Raw genomic sequence first — 23,243 nt, 5'->3', positions numbered from 1 at the left:
TGGATTAATTCCCCTTTCTTTTCTTCAGCTTGGAGAGTACCTTGTTTAACGCCATCTGACTCAAGTCTGCATCCTCGAAGTCTTCGGCTCTATAGCTTTGTTTCTCCGCTTGTATCAGTGAACGCAGGATTTCCGTGAAATGACGAGCGAAAGTCTCGATACTCGCTTCGCTATGCAATGACTCGCTGTAGAGGAAGCTTAGGTTCAGCTTGCCTCCTGTGACTGCCCCTACCACATCAACCAGATGAGCCCTTCTGTTGTCCGGACTGATGTTGGAGCCTCTTTCTCCTTCCGCAAATCCAAACAGGGAATTTCCTTCTCCCGCCTGATTGAATTGTCCCAGATAGTTGAAGCTAATCGGTGGGTGCGGAATAGCCGCTAGCTTTTCGGACACCTTATTATCTTTCGTCAGATAGCGCAGGATGCCGTATCCAAGGCCTTTGTTCGGAATTTGTTGAAGCTTCTCTTTGACTCTTACCAGCGCATCTTCCTGAGACATGTTCTGATCCAATCGAATCAAAAGTGGATACATGGACGTAAACCAGCCGACCGTTCGGGAGAGATCGACCTCCGAGAACAATTCTTCACGACCGTGACCTTCTAGGTTGACTAGTAGGGCTTGTTCTCCCGTCCATTTGGCGTGTGCCAATGCTAACGCGGTCAATAGAACATCATTGATTTGCGCACGGTAACGGGACGGTACTTTTTGTAGCAGGGTTTCTGTCTCTTCCTCCTCCATTGCAATCGTTATCGTCCGGCAGTTCCCTTCTGTGTTCGACTCATTGTCATGGATTGGCGTTGTAGTTGACATCATCTCGTCTGCTGCAGCTACCCAGTACTCCTTTTCAGCGACAATACGTTCAGAAGATGCGTACTCAATCATTTTTTCTGCCCATGCTTTGTAGGAGGTTGTTTTTGCGGGCAAGTGAATCTCTGTTCCCTCCGCAGCCTGTCTGTATGCGGTTTGCAAGTCTTCGATCAGAACTCGCCACGATACCCCGTCTACCGCCAAATGGTGGATGACAATCAGCAAACGGCCTGGCCGATCATAACCGAGATCGAAGTACACGATCTTCATGAGCGGTCCGTTTTCTAAATCAAGGCTCGCTTGTGCTTGGTGTGAAAGTTTTGCGATTCTTCTCATGTGCTGAGCTGGCGAGACCATGCTAAGATCCTCCACCACGAGCAAAACTTCCGATTCGACTTCTGCGTGCGTCTGCCTCCACTGTCCATCTGTGTAGGTATAACGCAGGCGGAGTGCGTCGTGGTGAGCGAGCAGGTGGGTAATGGCTTGCTCCAGATGCTCTTCGTCCAATTGTTCGTTCACTTGCAAGAGCATCGATTGGTTCCAGTGATGTGGTGTTGGTTGCTCTTGCTCGAAGAACCATTTTTGGATCGGCAATAGTGGAGCTTCACCTGTTACCATGCCCTGCTCTGCATCCACTTTCGTGCTTTGGCCTGCAACCTTTGCCAACTCTGCAATCGTTTGATGGTCAAAAAGATTCTTCGGAGTCAGATGAATGCCAGCTTTGTTTGCACGTGCGACGATTTGAATACTGAGGATCGAGTCGCCCCCAAGCTCAAAAAAGTTATCTTGAATGCCGATGCGATCCATTCGCAGAACGCCGCACCATATTTCCACCAGTTTTTGTTCAATGAGGTTGGTAGCCTCTGTAAACGAATCAACATCGTGGCTGCGATCATAGACAGGAACTGGAAGTGCTTTTCTGTCTACTTTCCCATTTGGCGTAAGTGGCAATTCATCCAGCATGACGAAAGCAGATGGCACCATATAATCCGGAACATGTGCTTTGAAATGTTGGCGCAGTTCGGCTGTGTCAACCTCTTGCTCAGCTTGCTTGACCGCATAAGCGACGAGCTGTTTCTTACCCGGTTCATCTTCGCGGACAATGACGACGGATGCGGCAAGAGCAGGGTGTTTGGCTAAAACAGACTCTACCTCACTCAGCTCGATGCGGAATCCACGGACTTTTACCTGATTGTCGATTCGGCCGATGAATTCGATAAGGCCATCTGGCAGGTAACGAACCAGGTCACCCGTCCGATAGAGTCGTGCTTGCGCATCGGTTGAGAACGGGTTGGGTACAAAGCGTTCTTCCGTTAAATCAGGACGATTCAAATATCCAGTAGCCAGACCATCTCCGCCGATATACAGCTCACCTGTTACACCAATCGGGACGGGCTGCATGTTGCTGTCCAGTACGTACACAGTCGTATTTTTGATCGGACGGCCAATCGGGAATGAACTGATCGTCTCTGGTAACTCTGTGACTGGATAGCAGCAAGTGAATGTCGTGTTCTCCGTTGGACCGTACCCGTTGATAATCGTGAGTCCTTCGAGTTCCAACGCTTTTCTTACGTGAGGAACCGAGACGACATCTCCACCCACGAGCAGTTGGCGAACTCCCGTCAGGTACTCTTTGTGATGATCCACCATCAGTGTGAACAATCCCGCCGTCAGCCAAAGCGTCGTAACCTTATGAGTCTGAATGGCTTGTCCCAGCTCTTCCAGGGAAGGCAGATCAGGTGGCATCAGCACCAGCTTTGCCCCATTCAGCAAGCTACCCCAAATCTCAAAGGTCGCCGCATCGAATGATACCGTGGACGCTTGCAGGAAAACGTCCTGCTCTGTAATCGTCACGTAGTCGGTTTCTTTGACGAGACGGACAATACCTCGATGGATGACAAGCGTTCCTTTTGGCAACCCGGTAGAGCCTGAGGTATAGATCACGTAAGCGAGACTTTCCGCTGTGGTGTCAATGTCAGGTGCCTGTTCACTTTCATCGGCAATCATCGCCCAGTCGCGATCCAGACAAATGATGGTATGCTCTCCGGATGGGAGTGACGGTAGAAGCTGCTCCTGCGTAAGCAAAACAGTAACGTGCGCGTCGTCCATCATGTATGCCAGACGTTCTTTCGGATAATCCGAATCGAGCGGTACATAAGCCCCACCAGCTTTGAGAATCCCGAGCACCCCGATCAGCATTTCAAGCGAACGCTTCACGCAAATACCGACAAGTGAACCTGGGCGAACGCCTTGTTTTTGCAGGTAGTTGGCCACTTGATTGGCGCGTGATTCTAACTGGGAGTAGGTGAGGCTCTGATCTCCCGCTACTACTGCTATGCGATTTGGGTAACGCATCGCGGTCTGCTGGAACAATTGATCCACGCGTTGCTCCCGTGGGTAAGCCGTCGTGGTATCGTTCCATTCCACCAGCAGCTGCTCCCGTTCTGCCGGAGGCAAAAGCGGCAATTGGGTAATGGTCTGCTCCGGCATCTGAACGATGGCTTCGAGCAAGTGATGGAAGTGCTGCGACATACGCACAATCGTCGTTTCATCAAATAGCGCTGTATTGTACTCAAACGTCGCGATCAATCCGTCTTGTTTTTCTGCCATCGTCAACGTCAGGTCATATTTGGCGGTGACGAGGTGTTTGTCCATATCGAATTCCGATACGCGTATGCCAGCCTGTTCGTCTAAATCTAGTTGGAAGTTCTGGAGGACAAACATCACTTGGAACAGCGGCGAGTAGCTGAGACTACGCTCTAGCGCTAGTTCATCAACCAATTTTTCAAACGGTAGGTCCTGATGGGCATAGGCTTCTAGTGCTGTCTCCTTCACTCTTGCCAGCAAGTCACGGAATGTCGGTTCCCCCGACATATCCGTACGGAGCACCATTGTATTAATGAAGAATCCAATCAATTGTTCCGTCTCTGGTCGATTGCGTCCTGCGACAGGGCTTCCGACGAGGATGTCTTCCTGTCCACTGTAGCGGTAGAGCAGAGTTTGGAACGCAGCTAGTAAGGTCATGAACAGCGTCGATTCTTCTTTGCGGCTAAGTGTTTGTAATTTGTCGAGAAGTTCACCTGCGAGCGTCGTTGAGTAAATCGCTCCCTCGTACGTTTGTACAGCTGGACGTGAACGGTCTGTCGGCAAGCTGAGAAGCGGTTCAGCACCACTTAATTTTTCACTCCAGTAAGAAAGCTGTTCGTCTAATACCGAACCTTGGAGCCATTCCCGTTGCCAAACCGCGTAGTCCGCATACTGTACAGGCAAATCAACCAATGCGGGTAAGTCGTTTTGGCTAATCGCTTCATAGGAAGTGAACCATTCGCGAATGAATACGCCCATCGACCAACCGTCAGAGATGATGTGATGCATGTTCAAAAGGAAGACCGTTTCTTGCTCGCTTACACGAATCAAGGTGGTACGGAACAACGGACCTCCGCTCAGGTTAAAAGGCGTAGCTGCCTCGATTCCTGCCAAACGCTGTGTTTCTGCTTCGCACTCGTCTGCTGGTAGCTCGCACAAGTCGATTACACGTACCGACTGTTCTTGGTATGGGTGAATGATTTGTACAGCTTGCCCATCCACGTGGTCAAAGGTTGTCCGCAAGCTTTCGTGGCGCTGGATCAGTAGCTGCAAGCTCTTGTTCCAAGCCTCTATATTCAGATCCCCGTGTAATCGCATGGCTGACGGGATGTTGTACAAAGCGCTGTCTGGCATCAGACGATCCAGGAACCACAGACGTTGCTGCGCAAAGGACAATGGCAGATGACCTTCCCGTGAAACAGTTACGATCGCAGTTCCGGTTGTTTCTTGCCAAAAGCTTCCGAGTGCTTCGGACAGTTTGGCAACGGTTGGGTTTTCGAAAAGCGTACGAATCGGTACTTCTCCTGCAAACATCTCACGAAGTCGGGAAACGACCCGTGTCGCTAAGAGCGAATGTCCGCCTAACTCGAAGAAGTTGTCATGAACGCCGACTTTTTCGATGCCAAGCACTTGCGACCAGATGGTGGCGACCAGCTCCTCCGTTTGGTTGCGTGGGGCTACATACTCTTGGGTAGAAGCGATTTGGCCCCACTCCGGCTCTGGCAGTTGCTTCCGGTCGATCTTTCCGTTCGGTGTGAGCGGCATCGTGTCCAGCCAGACAAAGACGGAAGGAACCATAAATTCTGGCAATTTTGCTTTTGCCCAAACGGCTAAGTCAGTGGCCTCTTCGCTACTTTCCTCTCTTGTCGTTACATAAGCCGCCAAACGTTTGTCACCCAGCTTGTCTTCTCTTGCCATCACCACGGCTTCCTTGACTGCCAGATGGGTGCGAAGGACAGCCTCCAGCTCTCCCAACTCGATCCGATAGCCGCGAATCTTCACCTGATGGTCTATCCGTCCCAAATACTCGATTTGACCATCTGGAAGATAGCGGACCAAGTCACCGGTGCCGTACATCCGTGCTTGCGGGTCAGCGTGGAATGGATTGGACAAGAATCGTTCTGTGGTCAGTTCTGGACGATTCAGGTACCCACGAGCCAAGCCGTCACCGCCAAGATACAGTTCCCCAGGTAAGCCCAACGGGACAGGCTGCAAGTTGGCATCGAGAATATACGCTTGTGTGTTGGACAATGGCCGACCGATTGTCGGTTCTGACGCCGCTCCTTTGGTGACCTGTACATACGTAGAGTACGTAGTATCTTCAGACGGACCATAAAGATTAAAGACTTTTTCCACATGTCCCAGTGCATATAGACTTTGCGCCAATGTGTTTGGCAGTGGCTCACCAGCTAAGTTGACTACTTTTACCGTCGACGGGATCGCGTTCATCCGCACCAGTTCTTTGGCGGCAGATGGAACGGTATTGATCAATGTCACTTCGTTGGCGGCTGGCAGGCTCGGTACATGCAAGGCGTTGTCTGCCAGGATGACTTTTCCGCCGTAGCTTAAGGTCACGAATATTTCATAGACTGACAGATCGAAGCAGATAGAAGTCGACGCGAGCACCCCACACATTTCTTCAGCAGAAAAGACGGTTTTCGCCCACGCGATGAAGGCAATGACACTACTGTGCTGAATCGCTACCCCTTTAGGCAGACCTGTCGAGCCTGAGGTGTAAATGACATACGAAAGGTTCGTTGGCTCTACCAGATTAAGCAGGTTCTCTTCACTTTGCTCTGCGATAGTCTCCCAATCACGATCCAGGCAGATCACTTGTGCTGTATGTTCAGGCAGCATGGATAGCAGGCTTCCTTGGGTCAACAGAATCGCAGCTTGCGAATCCTCCAAGGTATAACCGATTCTCTCTTGTGGATACGCGGGATCAATCGGCACATACGCGCCACCAGCTTTGAGAATGCCCATCATCGCAACGATCATCTCGGTCGTACGTTCCATGAGAACAGCCACCAAGACCTCTGGACCGATTCCTTGAGAACGCAGATAGTGAGCCAACTGGTTTGCTCGGCGGTTCAGCTCCGCGTACGTCAGTCTTTCCTCTCCGACGATTAAAGCCTCTGCATCCGGTGTTGCGACTACTTGTGCTTCAAATAGCTGGTGCATCACCGCGTCACGAGCGTATTCCGTTTCCGTTGCGTTCCACTCCACTAACAGCTTGTGACGTTCCTCGTCTGTAATAAATGAAAGTGTAGTCAACGGCTGTTCCGCTTGTGCAGTTAGGGCATGTAGAACCTGAGACATCTGTTCCAATACTTTCACAATAGCTTCCGAATCAAAACGTCCTTGCTCATAGATCAATTTGAGAGCAAGTTCATCGCCAGGAGCTACCACCAATGTCAATGGGTAATTGGTTTGCTCCACTGCTTGGACTTCACTCAGCGACACGCCGGAATCTGATCCCTCACTTGTGCTATTCAGGTAGTTCTCAAAAACGAGAATACTATCGAACAACGATTGTCCATGTGAAACCTCACTCCAGCCTTGGACGTCTACAAGTGGTGTGTATTCATACTGGCGGATGTCTAATTGTGTCTTTTGCAAGTGTTGTAACCATTCCTGAATCGTTTGGCTTGGGTCAAACATGACGCGGACAGGTAGCGTATTAATAAAGAGTCCTACCATGTTTTCCACTCCTGGCAGCTCTGCTGGACGACCAGAAACTGTTGTTCCAAAGACAACATCGTCTGATCCGCTGTAACCGCTCAGGATGAGTGCCCAAGCCCCTTGCACTAGCGTATTTAGCGTCAACTGCTGCTTGCGGGCAAAAGCTTGCAGATGTTCTGTTACTTCCTTGGATAAGGAAACGGTGCGATCTCTGTAGGCTTTAGGCTGTATGGCATGACTGCCTGCTTTTCCCATAGCAAGTGGCGTTGATTCGTAGAAGCCTTTTAACTGCTCGCGCCAATAGCGCTCCGCAACTTGTTTATCTTGCTTATGGAGCCATGCGATATAACGACTGAATGGTTGGACTGCTTCTAGTTTTTCTTCTTCGCCTTTATCAATCGCTTGATAATTTGCCTGCCAATCTTGCAAGACAAGTGGCATACTCCAGCCATCTAGCAAGATATGATGGAAGCTCCATAAGAAGCGATACGTATGATCGTTTGTGGAAAACAATGTCCACCGCATTAATGGCGCCTGATTAAGCGGGAAGTTTCGCACCCGATCTTTTTCCATGTACGATTGGATTTCAGCTTCCTGCTTATCGGCATCCACATGGCGTAGGTCGATTTTTTCCACGCTTACTTTTACTTGTTTTCGAACGATTTGATGCGGTTGTTCCAAGCCTTCCCAGATAAAGGAGGTACGAAGAATCGAATGACGGTCGACGATTCTCTGCCAAGCTTGCTCGAATGCTGTCAAGCTAATATCTCGCACTGTCATGAGGAACTGTACAACATAATCGCCGCCCTCTTGTTCATACAGGGAGTGGAACAGCATCCCCTCTTGCAGTGGGGTCAGCAGGTATACATTTTCGAGCTGACGATCCGAAGCGATGTATTTGTCGATTGACTGCTGATTCAGATTAGCCAGCGGGAAGTCTGACAGTGTGTAGCCGATTTCTTCTGCCGATTGGGTGTAAGTCATAATCTCCCGCAGTGCTTCCATGTAATGATCTGCAACCGCCGCAATCGTCTGTTCGTCATGGATGTTTTCGTTGTACAACCAGGTGACGTGTAGCTGATCTCCTGTTACCGCACTAATGATATCGAGCAAGTTCTCTCGAATCGAATCAGGGGCAAGATTGGCTCCACTGCATTCAGACGCTATGCCAAATGTAGAGGAAACCGCCACCGTCTGATCAAACTGTCCGAGGTAGTTGAAGCTGATTTGCGGTTTCAGTTGGGCGTTCAGTTGATGTTGTAGCTCAAGATCATCACTTAGATAGCGCAAAATTCCATAGCCGACACCCTTATTTGGAATCTGGCGGAGCTGTTCCTTCACTGCCTTCAGCATATGCCCCCATGGTTTTTCTTGCTCGATAGAAATCTGTATCGGGTACATACTTGTGAACCAGCCAACCGTATGGGATAAATCTGCACCCTCGATAATCTCCTCGCGTCCATGTCCTTCCAGCGTAACGACCATCTTCTCTTTTCCTGTCCATCGATTCAACGCTTTTGCTAAGGAAGCAAGCAATACGTCATTGATTTGCAGACGGTAGGAAGGGAGCGTTTCGTGAAGCAAGTTGCGCGTCTCTTCGGCGGTCAGCGTCAGTGTAATCTGTTTCGTGGATGCCTCGATGTTTTGCGCTGGCTCATACGTACGGTCGACAGGAAGTGGATCTACTTCATACACTTGATTTGCCCAAAAGGCTTTTTCCTTATCAAGCGACTTAGACTTGGCATAATCGTGTAAATGTTCAGCCCATGCCTGAAACGACGTCGTTTTTGACGGGAAATGCACCTCTTGACCATTTACAGCTTGCTCATAGGCCAACTGCAAGTCTTCCAGCAAAATGCGCCAGGAGACCCCATCGACTACCAAGTGATGAATAACGAGCAGGAGTCGTCCCGCGCGTTCTTTTCCAAGATGGAAGTACACTGCTCGGAACATCGGACCTTCTGTGATGTTGAGACTTGCCTGCTTCTCACTTGCAATCTCTTCCAATCGCGCGAATTGTTCCTCTGCTGCGATGCCAGACAAATCAACCGAATGGAAAGGGGCAGGTTCGCCCAAGCCCTCGATGTGTTGTGACCATATCCCGTCGTTGTTCGTATAACGCATGCGTAAAGCATCGTGGTGTGCAATCAATTCGGCAATGGCACGCTCCAATGCGCTCGTATCAACCGGTTCCTCGACTGTCAACAAGAAGGATTGATTCCAGTGATGGATGGACGGCTGATTAGCGGCAAAGAACCACTTCTGGATTGGCGTAAGCAACACATTTCCGGTTACGAGGCCTTGTTCCGCCAGTTGAATAGCACTTTCCCCGTTTCCAGTTGTTGAAACGAGAGCTGCCAGCTCAGCGATTGTTTGGTTTTCAAAGATCTGTTTAGGTGTAAGACGAATCCCTGCTTGGTTAGCCCGAGAGACGATTTGGATACTCAGGATCGAGTCTCCTCCGAGTTCGAAGAAGTTAGCGTTGATACTGATTTCTTGGATTCTGAGAACGTCTTGCCAAATCTCAGACAGTTTGCGCTCGATCAAGGTATGTGGTGCCACGTAGTGCTCATCACTTGTGTGCGCATAGTCAGGTTTTGGCAGGGCCCGACGGTCTACTTTCCCGTTTGGCGTAAGCGGCAATTCATCCAGCATGACGAAAGCAGATGGCACCATATAATCCGGAACATGTGCTTTGAAATGTTGGCGCAGTTCGGCTGTGTCAACCTCATGCTTGGCTTGCTTGACCGCATAAGCGACGAGCTGTTTCTTGCCCGGTTCATCTTCGCGGACAATGACGACGGATGCGGCAAGAGCAGGGTGTTTGGCTAAAACGGACTCTACCTCACTCAGCTCGATGCGGAATCCGCGGACTTTTACCTGATTGTCGATTCGGCCGATGAATTCGATAAGGCCATCTGGCAGGTAACGAACCAAGTCACCCGTCCGATAAAGTCGTGCCTGCGGTTCGGTTGAGAACGGGTTAGGTACAAAGCGCTCTTCCGTCAAATCAGGGCGATTCAAATATCCATTCGCCAGACCATCTCCGCCGATGTACAGCTCACCTGTTACACCAATCGGGACGGGCTGCATTTTGCTGTCCAGTACGTATACAGTCGTATTTTTGATCGGACGGCCAATCGGGAAAGAACTGATCGTCTCTGGCAACTCTGTGACTGGATGGCAGCAGGTGAATGTCGTGTTCTCCGTTGGACCGTACCCATTGATAATCCTGAGTCCTTCGAGTTCCAACGCTTTTCTTACGTGAGGAACCGAGACGACATCTCCACCCACGAGCAGCTGGCGAACCCCTGTCAGCGATTCTTTGTGATGATCCACCATCAGTGTGAACAATCCCGCCGTCAGCCACAGCGTCGTAACCTTGTGCGTCTGAATGGCTTGTCCCAGCTCTTCCAGGGAAGGCAGATCAGGCGGCATCAGCACCAGCTTTGCCCCATTTAGCAAGCTGCCCCAAATCTCAAAGGTCGCCGCATCGAATGATACTGTCGATGCTTGCAGGAAAACGTCCTGCTCTGTGATCGTCACATAGTCGGTTTCTTTGACGAGACGGACAATGCCGCGATGGATGACAAGCGTTCCTTTTGGCAACCCGGTAGAGCCTGAGGTATAGATCACGTAAGCAAGGCTTTCCGCTGTGGTGTCAATATCAGGTGCCCGTTCACTTTCTTCGGCAATCATCGCCCAGTCGCGATCCAGACAAATGACGGTATGCTCTCCAGATGGGAGTGACGGTAGAAGCTGCTCCTGTGTGAGCAAAACAGTGACTTTAGCATCGTCCATCATGTATGCCAGACGTTTCTTCGGATAATCCGAATCGAGCGGTACATAAGCCCCACCAGCTTTGAGAATCCCGAGCACCCCGATCAGCATTTCGAGAGAACGCTTCACGCAAATACCGACAAGTGAACCTGGGCGAACGCCTTGTTTTTGCAGGTAGTTGGCCACTTGATTGGCGCGCGTCTCTAGCTGGGAGTAAGTGAGACTCTGGTCACCTGCTACCACTGCTATGCGATTCGGGTAACGCATCGCGGTCTGCTGAAACAATTGATCCACGCGTTGATCCCGTGGGTAAGGCATCTTGGTGTCGTTCCATTTCACCAGCAGCTGTTCCCGTTCTGCCTGAGGCAAAAGTGGCAATTGGGTAATAGTCTGCTTCGGCATCTGAACGATGGCTTCGAGCAAGTGATGGAAGTGCTGTGACATACGCACGATCGTCGTTTCATCAAACAGCGCTGTATTGTACTCAAACGTCGCAATCAACCCGTTTGGTCTTTCAGCCATCGTCAAAGTCAGGTCGAACTTCGCGGTGACGAGGTGTTTGTCCATATCGAATTCCGATACGCGAATGCCAGCCTTTTCGTCTAAATCTAGCTGGAAGTTCTGGAGGACAAACATCACCTGGAACAGCGGCGAGTAACTGAGACTACGCTCTAGCGCCAGTTCATCGACCAATTTTTCAAACGGTAAGTCCTGATGAGCATAGGCTTCTAGCGCTGTCTCCTTCACTTTTGCCAGCAAGTCACGGAATGTCGGTTCCCCTGACATATCTGTACGTAGCACCAATGTATTAATGAAGAAACCGATGAGTGACTCGATCTCCTCCCGATTTCGTCCTGCAACCGGGCTTCCGACGAGGATGTCTTCCTGTCCACTGTAGCGGTAGAGCAAAGTTTGGAAGGCAGCCAGCAAGGTCATGAACAGCGTCGATCCTTCTTCACGGCTGAGCATACTCAACTTTGCTAACAGTTCAGATGAAAGCGTAAAGGTATACATCGCTCCAGCATGGCTTTGAACGGATGGACGCGGACGATCTGTCGGCAAAACCAATAGTGGTTCGGCATCGACTAGCTTTTCTTTCCAGTACGCTAGCTGTCGCGTAAGCACATCTTCTTCCATCCACTTCCGTTGCCATACAGCGTAATCCGCGTACTGCAATGTCAGATCGGCTAATCCAGGTTCTTTTCCGTAAACAAATGCTTCGTACAGGGCTCTCATTTCTTTGATGAAAATACCGATTGACCAGCCATCGAAAATAATATGGTGCATGTTAAATAAGAAGACGGCCTCTTGCTGGCTCATGCGAATCAAGGTAGTACGGAACAACGGACCTTCGCTCAGGTTAAATGGCGTAGCTGCCTCGATTCCTGCCAAACGCTGTGTTTCTGCTTCGCACTCGTCTGCTGGTAGCTCCCGCAAGTCGATTACACGTAGCGGCTGTTCTTGGTAAGGGTGAATGATTTGTACAGCTTGACCATCCACATGGTCAAAGGTCGTCCGCAAACTTTCGTGACGCTGGATCAGTACCTGCAAGCTCTTGTTCCACGCCTCTATATTCAGATCTCCGTGCAATCGCATCGCGGACGGGATGTTGTACAAAGCGCTGTCTGGCATCAAGCGATCCAGGAACCACAGGCGCTGCTGCGCAAAGGACAATGGCAGATGACCTTCCCGTGAAACAGGTTCGATCGAAGCTCCTGTTGTTTCTTGCAAAAAGCTTCCGAGTGCTTCGGACAGTTTGGCAACGGTTGGGTTTTCGAAAAGCGTACGGATCGGTACTTCTCCTGCAAACATCTCACGAAGACGGGAAATGACCCGTGTCGCTAAGAGAGAATGTCCGCCTAACTCGAAGAAGTTGTCATGAACGCCGACTTTTTCGATACCGAGCACTTGGGACCAGATGGTGGCGACCAGCTCCTCCGTTTGGTTGCGTGGCGCTACATACTCTTGGGTAGAAGTGATTTGACCCCACTCCGGCTCTGGCAGTTGCTTCCGGTCGATCTTGCCGTTTGGTGTGAGCGGCATCACGTCCAGCCAGACAAAGACGGATGGAACCATAAACTCTGGCAATTTTGCTTTTGCCCAGACGGCTAAGTCACTGGTCTCTTCGCTACTTTCGTCTTTTGTCGTCACATAAGCCGCCAAACGTTTGTCACCCTGCTTGTCTTCTCTTGCCATCACCACGGCTTCCTTGACAGCCGGATGGGCGCGAAGGACAGCCTCCAACTCTCCCAACTCGATCCGATAACCACGAATCTTCACCTGATGGTCAATCCTTCCCAGATACTCGATTTGTCCATCTGGGAGATAACGGACTAAGTCACCGGTGCCGTACATCCGCGCTTGCGGGTCAGCGTGGAATGGATTTGACAAGAATCGTTCTGCTGTCAGCTCTGGGCGATTTAGGTACCCGCGAGCCAATCCGTCACCGCCAAGATACAGTTCCCCAGGTAAGCCCAACGGGACAGGCTGCAAGTTGGCATCGAGAATATACGCTTGTGTGTTGGACAATGGACGGCCAATTGTCGGTTCTGACGTCGCTCCTTTGGTGACCTGTACATACGTAGAGTACGTCGTATCTTCAGACGGACCATAAAGATTAAAGACTTTTTCCACATGGCCCAGTGCATATAGACTTTGCGCCAATGTGTTTGGCAGTGGCTCACCAGCTAAGTTGACTACTTTTACCGTCGACGGGATCGCGTTCATCCGCACCAGTTCTTTGGCGGCAGATGGGACGGTATTGATCAATGTCACTTCGTTGGCGGCTGGTAGGCTCGGCAAATGCAACGCGTTGTCAGCCAAAATGACTTTGCCTCCGTAGGCTAAGGTCACGAATATTTCATAGACTGACAAATCGAAGCAGATAGAAGTCGACGCGAGCACCCCACTCATTTCTTCAGCCGAAAAGACCGTTTTCGCCCACGCGATGAAGGCAATGACACTACTGTGCTGAATCGCTACCCCTTTAGGCAGACCTGTCGAGCCCGAGGTGTAAATGACATAGGAAAGGTTCGTTGGTAGCACCAAATTTGGCAGGTTCTCTTCGCTTTGTTTCGCGATAGCCTCCCAGTCACGATCCAGACAAATCACTTGTGCTGTCTGTTCAGGCAGCATCGCTAGCAGGCTTTCTTGGGTCAACAGGATCGCCGCTTGCGAATCCTCTAACGTATAGCCGATTCTCTCTTGTGGATACGCGGGATCAATCGGCACATACGCGCCACCAGCTTTGAGTATTCCCATCATCGCTACGATCATCTCGGTTGTACGTTCCATGAGAACAGCCACCAAGACCTCTGGACCGATCCCTTGCGCCCGCAGATAGTGAGCCAGCTGGTTTGCTCGGCGGTTCAGCTCCGCGTACGTCAGTCTTTCCTCTCCGACGATTAAAGCCTCTGCATCCGGTGTTGCGACTACTTGTGCTTCAAATAGCTGGTGCATCACCGCGTCACGAGCATATTCCGTTTCTGTTGCGTTCCACTCCACTAACAGCTTGTGACGTTCCTCGTCTGTGATGAATGAAATGGTAGAGAGATGATCCGTAGGCTGAGCCATTATGGACTCTAATACTTTGATCAATTGAGCCAATACCTTATCCATGGTGATCTGATCGAATCGATTTGTTTCATAAATCAGCTTGAGCAATAGCTCTTCGCCAGGCGCAGCCACCAATGTCAATGGATAGTTCGTCTGCTCAACTGCTTTGATTGCGCTTAGTGACATGTCTGTATTCGCATTTGTTTTTGCACCAGACATGTAGTTCTCGAAAACGAGTATGCTGTCAAACAACGCCTGTCCAAGCGGCACTTCGCTCCAGCCTTGAATGTCCACGAGCGGTGTAAACTCGTACTGACGTATCGCACTCTGCTCCTGTTGAATGCTCTGCAGCCAGTCGATCACCCTCATTTGTTCCGAGAAAAGAACGCGAACGGGCAGTGTGTTGATAAACAAACCGACCATGGAGTCCACTCCACGCAAATCTGTAGGACGTCCCAGGTTGGTTGTCCCAAATACTACTTCAGACTCACCTGCGTAACGACTTAAAATCAACGCCCACGCCCCTTGGACCAGCGTATTCATCGTCAGTTGATTCCTACGGGCAAAAGCTTGCAGACTCGCAGTTGTTTCCTTCGATAAAAGTATCATTTGATCCGCGTATTCTTTTTGTTGCACAGCTCTTCCACCCGGTTTCCCCATGCTAAGAGGAGTTTGTGTACGGAAGCCACGCAGATGTTTTCGCCAATACTGCTCCGATGCCTCAAGACTCTGCTGCTTTAACCAGGCAATATAAGTGGAAAACGGAGGAGCGACAGGCAGTTCTGCTTTGGTACCATCAACAGATGCCTGATAATAGGCCAACCAATCGTTTAGGACGATCGGAGTACTCCAACCATCCAACAACATATGGTGAAAGCTCCAAACGAGCTGACTGGTTTTCGAATCGAGACGAATTAACGACCAACGCATCAATGGCGGGTTAGCGAGATCAAAGCCTCGCTTACGATCATGTTCGAGATACGTTTGTAAATTCGGTTCTTGCTTTTCTTTCGGTAAGTGACTCCAGTCCAGATGTTCGATATGTGCTGTTACTTTTGTATGAACAATCTGATGCGGTTTATCTAATCCGCTCCATAAGAAGGAGGTTCGGAGGATGGCATGACGCTCGACAACTTTTTGCCATGCATCTGAAAACTTCGCCACATTCAAGTGATCCAAATTCACGACCAGTTGAACGACGTAGTCCCCGCCTGCTTGCTCATAAAGAGAGTGGAACAGCATCCCCTCTTGTAACGGAGTGAGTGTGTAAATGTTCTCGATCAGACGATTGTTTCCGATGAACTTATCGAGGCTTGTTTGATTCAACTCCGCCAACGCGAAATCAGAAGGTGTAAAGCCACCTGCCTCTTCAGAGCGACAATGGGCAACAATCGCTTGCAATGATTGCACATAGTCACGAGCGAGCTCTTCAATCGTTTGTTGTTCGTACATGTCGCTACTGTACGTCCAGGTCATTTCTAACTGATCTCCCGCCACCATGCTCTGGAAATCAAGTGTATGGAGTCGAGCTTCATCCTTGCTCAGATTGGACGCTGACCAGTTCGGAATGATCTGGAACAAGGAAGCATCAGCCGTTTGATCCTGATCAAATTGTCCTAAATAATTGAAGCTAATCTCTGGTTGCCGATAAGCTTGCAGGGTATTTATCGTCTGTTTATCTTTGCTTACATAACGATGAATGCCGTAGCCAATCCCTTTGTCAGGAATCGAGCGCAATTGTTCTTTGACTGATTTTATCAGGGAACCCCAAGGCGTCTGTGGCTCCATTTCCAGCAAGACCGGGTACATGCTAGTGAACCAGCCTACTGTTCGGGAAATGTCCACGCCATCGATGATCTCTTCACGCCCGTGTCCCTCAACGGAAACATAAAGTGTCTGTTGCCCCGTCCAGTTGTTATAGGCTCGGATCAAAGCACTGAGTAACACATCGTTAATCTGGGTACGGTAAGTAGCTGGTACCTCCTGCAATAAGGCACGTGTCTCGTCCACGCCCAGCTTTACCTTTACTTGAACGGCCAGACCTTCTGTGTTCTTTCCATTCGGATGGTCAACAGGCAGGTTTACGACATGACTTGTATCCAGAGTCGCCCAGTATTCGTCGACTACGCTTTGCTCTGCGTACTGTGTCAACTGTTCTGACCATCGTTTAAAAGAAGTCGTCTTCTGAGGCAAATTCAGCTGTTGCAACTCTATCAATTGTTGATAGGCCGTTTGCAAGTCTTCCAGAATAATTCGCCAGGAAACCCCATCGACTGCGAGATGATGAATCGCAATGAACAGACGCTGTTTGTCCTCGCATTGGAAGTATGCAGCACGAAGCAATGGTCCTTTTTCGATATCCAGACTTTCTTGTAGCTCGTCTGCAATGTCTTGCATTTGTTCCTCTATTTCCGTTTCAAGTACAGCGGTCGTCAAATCTACTACTTGAAATACATCCTCATCCGAAACGACATCATGATATTGCTCCCATTTCCCGTTGACGTTCCGAAAACGCAGGCGCAAGGCATCATGGTGTGCAAGAATCGCCGCAAAAGCTTTTGCTAACAAACTCGCATCCATTTCTTCACGCACAGCAAGCATGACAGATTGATTCCAGTGGTTGACATGGCAAATGTCCTGCTCAAAGAACCACGTCTGAATGGGTGTCAAAGGCAATTCGCCTGTAACAACCCCCTGCTCCCTATGCACTTGTGGTGCATCCTCAAGAACTACTACACTTGCTGCTAATTCTGCCAATGTTTGAGAGTCAAACAAGTGCTTTGGTGTAAATCGGATACCCGCCTGATTGGCACGCGCGACAATCTGAATCGTCAAGATCGAGTCGCCGCCCAGTTCGAAAAAGTTATCGTGAATCCCGATTGACTCTACACCTAGAACTCCTTGCCAGATTTCGGCCAGCTTGTATTCTATTTCCGTTTGTGGGGCAACAAAGCCGTCTTCCCATTGAGCTCGCACGGTATCGGGTAACGGCAACGCACGGCGGTCTACCTTTCCGTTAGGAGTGAGGGGCAGAGCATCGATCAGTATGATGACAGATGGCACCATGTAGTCTGGAAGTCTATCTTTCAAAGACTGACGCAATTCATTCGTCTGTACCTCATCTCCCTCATGAAGCACGGCATAAGCCACCAGTCGTTTGACACCAGGCGTCAAATCCTCCCTGACGATCACCACTGCTTCCGAAACAGCTGCATGTGCATACAAAGCCGACTCTATTTCCCCTAGCTCAACCCTGAATCCGCGAATGCTTACTTGATCATCAGCTCGTCCAATAAACTCCAAACTTCCATCTGCCAAATATCGAACCAAGTCGCCAGTGCGGTACATCCGCGCCCCTTCATCTGTAGAGAACGGATTCGGTACAAAACTGGCTTCCGTCAGGTCAGGTCGATTCAGATAGCCGCGAGCCAAGCTTTTCCCCGCGATGTAAAGCTCCCCGACAACTCCTACAGGCACAGGCTTTCTGCTTGCGTCGAGTACATAGACAGATACGTTGTCAATGGGACGTCCAATGGAAGGTGCCGCTTCTCGTTCTCCCTGCACAGGCACGATGCCAGCAGTAGCAACGACGGTATTTTCTGTTGGGCCATACTGGTTTACCAGCGTAAACGGTAGATCCGCAGACGGGTACTGGTGCAAAGTATCTCCACCCGTCAACATGTAGCGCAATGCTGATTCGGCTGGCCAATTCACCGTAAGCAGACTCTCTGCCAAAGGTGTTGGTAAAAAGCTGATCGTGATGCCAGATTCGACTATCCAATCACGCAGTTTTTCCGGTACGAGACGAATCTCTTCCTGCGGCAGGCAAATCGTAGCACCCGCCGTCAAATACGGCCAAACCTCCCATACCGAAGCATCAAAAGCTGTACCAGCTATTTGCGACGCACGGTCAGCAGCGTTTACGTTGTACGCTCGCTGATGCCAATGGATTAGATTCAAGAGTGATCGGTGCTCGATCTCGACTCCCTTTGGCGTTCCTGTTGAACCTGACGTATAGATGACATAGGCAAGCTGTTCTGCTTTCGTCGTAACCGCCGGCGCAACCGAACTCATCGTTGCCATTCCATCCCAATCTCGATCCAAGCAAAGGAACGTTGCAGCCCCTTCTGGTAACGCACTTACCAAACGCTCTTGGGTTAAGACCAAAGACATCTGAGCGTTCTTGATCATAAAAGCGAGTCGTTCTTGCGGGTAAGCAGGATCCATCGGCACATAAGCGGCACCTGCTTTGAGAATGGCGAGTTGTCCGATCAACATCTCGATGGAACGCTCCACGCAAATTCCTACCAAGTCTTCCGAGCCAATCCCTTGTTTTAACAAGAAATGAGCGAGCTGATTGGCCTTCGCATCCAGCTCTGCATAGGTGATTGCACCTTGCTCAGCTGAAACTGCAAGCTGATCAGGCAACTTTTGTGCGATTTCGGCAACAAGTTCGTGCACACAAAGATCGCGGGAATAATCAACCTCAGTATCATTCCAATCGACGAGCAGCTGATCTCGCTCCCCATCCCCTAACAGTTCAACTTCTGTTATTTTCTGCGCTGGATTGGTCGCAACAGCTTGCAAAAGATTGCGGAAATGCTCTGCCATGCGCTCAATCGTCGTACGATCAAATAGATCTGTACTGTATTCAAACACACCCTTGAGTCCGTCATCCTCGTCTTCAATCATGGTGAGTGTCAAATCAAATTTGGTCGTCTTGTTGAGACTTACTTCATTAGGTGTAATGGAGATCGTCTCGCCTTTACGTACACCCGTTGACATTCCCTGTACGGAGAAAAGTACTTGGAAAAGCGGCGAGTAGCTGAGACTGCGCTCAATTTGTAATTCGTCGACCAATTTTTCAAAAGGAATATCCTGATTGGCAAAAGCATCAAATGCCGTCTCACGAACACGTCGCAACAGTTCAACGAATGTAGGATCGTTCGACAGGTCCGTTCGAAGAACCAGCATGTTGACAAAGAATCCGATCAGGTTTTCTATTTCCTGACGATTACGTCCCGCAACAGGTGTTCCGATCAGAATATCTGTGGTATGCGTATAACGGTACATGAAGTGCTTGAATGCCGCTAAGAGCGTCATGAACAGCGTCGCGCCTTCTTGTCTTCCTAGCTCGCGTAGCTTTTGCCCTACTTCACTCGGCACGTAGAATGAATAATTGTCACCGCGATAGCTTTGCACGACTGTCCGTGGACGATCGGTCGGTAGGGGCAAAAGTGGTTCACTCTGTCCCAGCTTCTTTTTCCAATAACTGAGCTGCTGCTCCCATACATTGCCTTGCCAATTCTCTCGTTGCCAGACTGCATAATCCCGATATTGAATGGGTAAATCGGCAAGCGGTACTTCTGCTTCTTTGACGAATGCTTCATAGATGGTACTTAGCTCGTTCACCAATACATCCATGGACCAACCGTCTGAGATGATGTGATGCATATTTATCCAGAGAACGGACTCTTGTTCCTCCAGTAGGATCAACGCTGCCCGCATCAACGGCCATTGATCCAGTTGGAATGGCGTCGCGCCATCTTCTTCTACCATACTCATCCAGATAGCGTCTTTTTCCGCTGCTGGCATGTCTCGCAGGTCAGTGACAGGAAGTGGAAAATGTACCTGTGTATGAATCACTTGGACCGCTCGTCCTTCTATGTCCTTCACCGTTGTTCGAAGTGATTCATGTCGGTTGATCATTTCATTCAAAGCACGTTCCATTACATTCGTATCGACTGCTCCACGCAGACGGAATCCGACCGGAATGTTGTACATGGCGCTATTCGGGATCAGTTGATCAAGGAACCATAGACGTTGTTGGGCGAAAGACAGTGGTAACTCTTGAGTACTGTCCAAGGAAAGCGGTTTGATCGGACTTTGCTTTATCGGCTCAGCACCTTGGCGAGTGATTTGAATTCGTTCAGCCAATTCTGCTACTGTCTGATAGGTAAAAATCTCACGCATCTGAAGCTGGGTCTGAAATACCTTGGATGTACGGGACAGCAATTGTGTCGCTAAAAGCGAATGCCCGCCCAATTCGAAAAAATTATCGTGAATCCCGACTCGTGATACACCAAGGACCTCCTCCCAAATTCGGGCGAGCAATTCCTCAATCGGATTGCGCGGCGCACTGTACGCGTTGCCTGTTTGCACATCGCCATCTGGAAGCGGCAAGGCTTTGCGATCAATTTTGCCGCTCGAGGTCAGAGGGAACTCTTCCATTTGAATGAAATGAGACGGAACCATGTAATCCGGCAGCGTTTGGCGAAGCAGTGTACGTAATGAGGCAACAGTCCACATCTGATCGGCGATAATATAGGCGCATAGATACGCTTGATGGTTATGATCTGTTTGTGCCACTACCACTGCATCGCGAATCGATTCTTCTTCGATCAACCGGCTACGAATTTCGTTCAACTCGATCCGGAAGCCACGAATTTTCACTTGATGGTCAATGCGTCCGAGGTATTCAATGTTCCCATCCTTGCGATAACGAGCCAGGTCGCCTGTCCGGTACATGCGTTTGCATGCTTCAAACGGGTGGGGAACAAACTTTTCGTTCGTTAACTCTTCATTGTTTAGATAACCCCTCGCCAATCCAACTCCGGCAATGCATAATTCACCAGGAACCCCGATTGGCTGTAACTGCCCATGTTGATTGACGATATGCATTTGGTAGTTGGCCAAAGGCTTTCCAATAGGTACAGGATTTTCTATCAAGTCTGCAGTGAGTGAGTAGCAGGAAGCATAAATGGTAGCTTCTGTCGGACCATAGATGTTCTCCACTTTCACTTCTGGCAATACTTGATATACTCTTGACGCAAGATCATTCGGCATTGCTTCCCCGGCAGCCATGATGTATCGCAGTCGGTTTGCCTCTTTTCGCCCCTCGAGATACTCAACAAAAAGAATGAGCATAGATGGAACAAAATTGACGTGAGTTACGTCATAATTAACGATGTATTCCCAAATTTTGTCAGGTTCTTTCTCTGCGCCAGGTTCGAGAATCACCAGTCTGCCGTTACCGAGAATCCAACCGAAGATTTCTGCGACGGATACGTCGAAGGTATAAGTCGTTTTTAACAAATACGCATCTTTTTCTTGAAGCGGATATTGCTCTTGCAGTGCGAAGATTTGGTTCAATAGACTCGCATGCTCGATCATGACGCCTTTCGGATTGCCTGTTGAACCCGATGTATAGATGACGTATGCAAGATTACTCGTTTGGGCTACATTTGCAAGATTGCCCGGTGCTCCCTGATAAAGCTCATCCGCCTCTAGATCAAAGATCCGATCAGCGAAATCAATTGTCTCTAAAAAACGTTTTTTTGTAAGAAGCAGCATACTGCCGCTGTCCTGTAAAATGTATTCAATGCGGTCCTTCGGATGAGCCGGGTCGATTGGTAAATATGCGCCGCCTGCTTTAAAAATCGCAAGAATAGCAATGATCATCTCCGCCGAACGTTCTGTGAGCAAGCTCACAATGCTTTCCGGCCCGACCCCTTTTGCACGTAAAAATGTAGCAAGTTGATTTGCTTTTTCGTTTAGCTCACGGTACGTAAGCTTTTGCTCTCCCATGACCAGTGCAATGTGGTGTGGTTGTTTCTCTGCGCGCTCTTCAAAAATCTGGTGAATCAGATAATCAACAGGATAATGGCGATATGTATCATTAAAAGTATGGAGCTGAAGGTGCTTCTCTTCGGAATTGATTATTTCTAGATTTTTTAGAAGGATATCTGGTGTATTTGTCACTTGCCTCATGATAGTAATGAGTTGTTGATTGAGGTGTTGGAGTTGATCTTCCGTAAATACGGATGCATTGTATAAATACGTAACTGTGAGGGTATCGTCTGCGGTGACCATTATGTTTAGGTCGTAGTTGGTTTGTTCAAAGGCATGCAGCTTTGTGAGAGTGAATTCTTGGTTATATTGATTCAGACGGGTCAAAAGCTCTGCGCCCATCGGGTAGTTTTGGAACAGAATAATATGATCGATCAGTTGTTGATTTTTTTGAATGTCCGCGAGAGAAAGATAATGATATTTTTCCAGCGAGCTTGACTCTTCTTGTACTTGTTTCACCAGATCAGAAAACGTTTGATTGTCTCTCATTTGAACACGGATCGGTACGGTATTGATGAAAAGTCCAACCATCTGCTCGACGTTCGGGATATCGATTGGACGGCCAGAGACAACCGATCCGAATACAACATCATCGATATTGCTTTGGCGCTGCAACATGAGACCCCAAATTGTACGAAAGAGGTTGTTTACCGTTACTTGCAATTGTCTTGCGATATGATTCAACTCGGTCGTCAACGACTGACCAATCGTGAAGACCAGCTCTGCTTGATTGTATTTGATCCCGGTACCCTGCTTTTGAATAAATGTGCTCGGCTCATAGTCACTTAAATACCGTGACCAGTTGTCTTTTGCTTCTTCTGCATCCTGTTCGCCTAACCAGCTTATGTACTTACTGTACGGATAAACTTGGCCGAGATTTACTGGTTGCTCGTCTTTTACTTGTTGATAGATTTGGAAAAAGTCATGTAACACAATCGGAATGCACCAGCCGTCTAGCAAAATGTGATGGTGACTCCAGATCAGGGTATATGCGTCAGAAGAGGTTTGGATAAGAGTGAGGCGAATGAGCACATCTTTTGCCAAATCAAAGTTTTTCTGACGTTCCTTTTTAGCATAATCCTCCAAAAAGATGGCTTGCTCGTCTTCAGAGAGGTGTGTGATATCTATCACCTGAACGTTTGTCTTTCTTTCCTTGAGTACAATTTGTCGTGGCTTCTGAACCTTCTCAAGGATAAAGACAGTTCGGAGAATATCGTGTCGCTCGATCAGCGCGTTTAAGCTTTGTTCGAGAATAGCTGGATCGATGAATCCTCTAATGGTAAAGCGCAATTGTTCAAAATAGGACTCTGTTCCTTCGTCCAGGAGGGAATGAAATAACATTCCCTCTTGCATGGGAGATAACGGATATATATTGGCGATCTTTTTACTTGACACGTCTACTCTCCTCCTGAGGTACATTTAC

General features: G+C 49.2%; 1 protein-coding gene. It reads right to left on the bottom strand.

Features of this window, described 5'->3' with window-relative positions:
- Positions 1-4: 4 nt before the first annotated feature.
- Positions 5-23,239 (bottom strand): linear gramicidin non-ribosomal peptide synthetase LgrB, encoded by a 23,235-nt coding sequence (gene lgrB / locus ODZ53_RS04820; protein ID WP_372676144.1) that lies wholly within the window; start codon positions 23,237-23,239, stop codon positions 5-7.
- Positions 23,240-23,243: the final 4 nt, after the last annotated feature.

Source organism: Brevibacillus sp. BD137 (assembly GCF_041644655.1).
GTDB classification, from domain to species: domain Bacteria; phylum Bacillota; class Bacilli; order Brevibacillales; family Brevibacillaceae; genus Brevibacillus; species Brevibacillus brevis_D.
The sequence above is the reverse complement of the archived record's forward strand: the minus strand, read 5'-3'. Positions and strand labels throughout refer to the sequence as shown.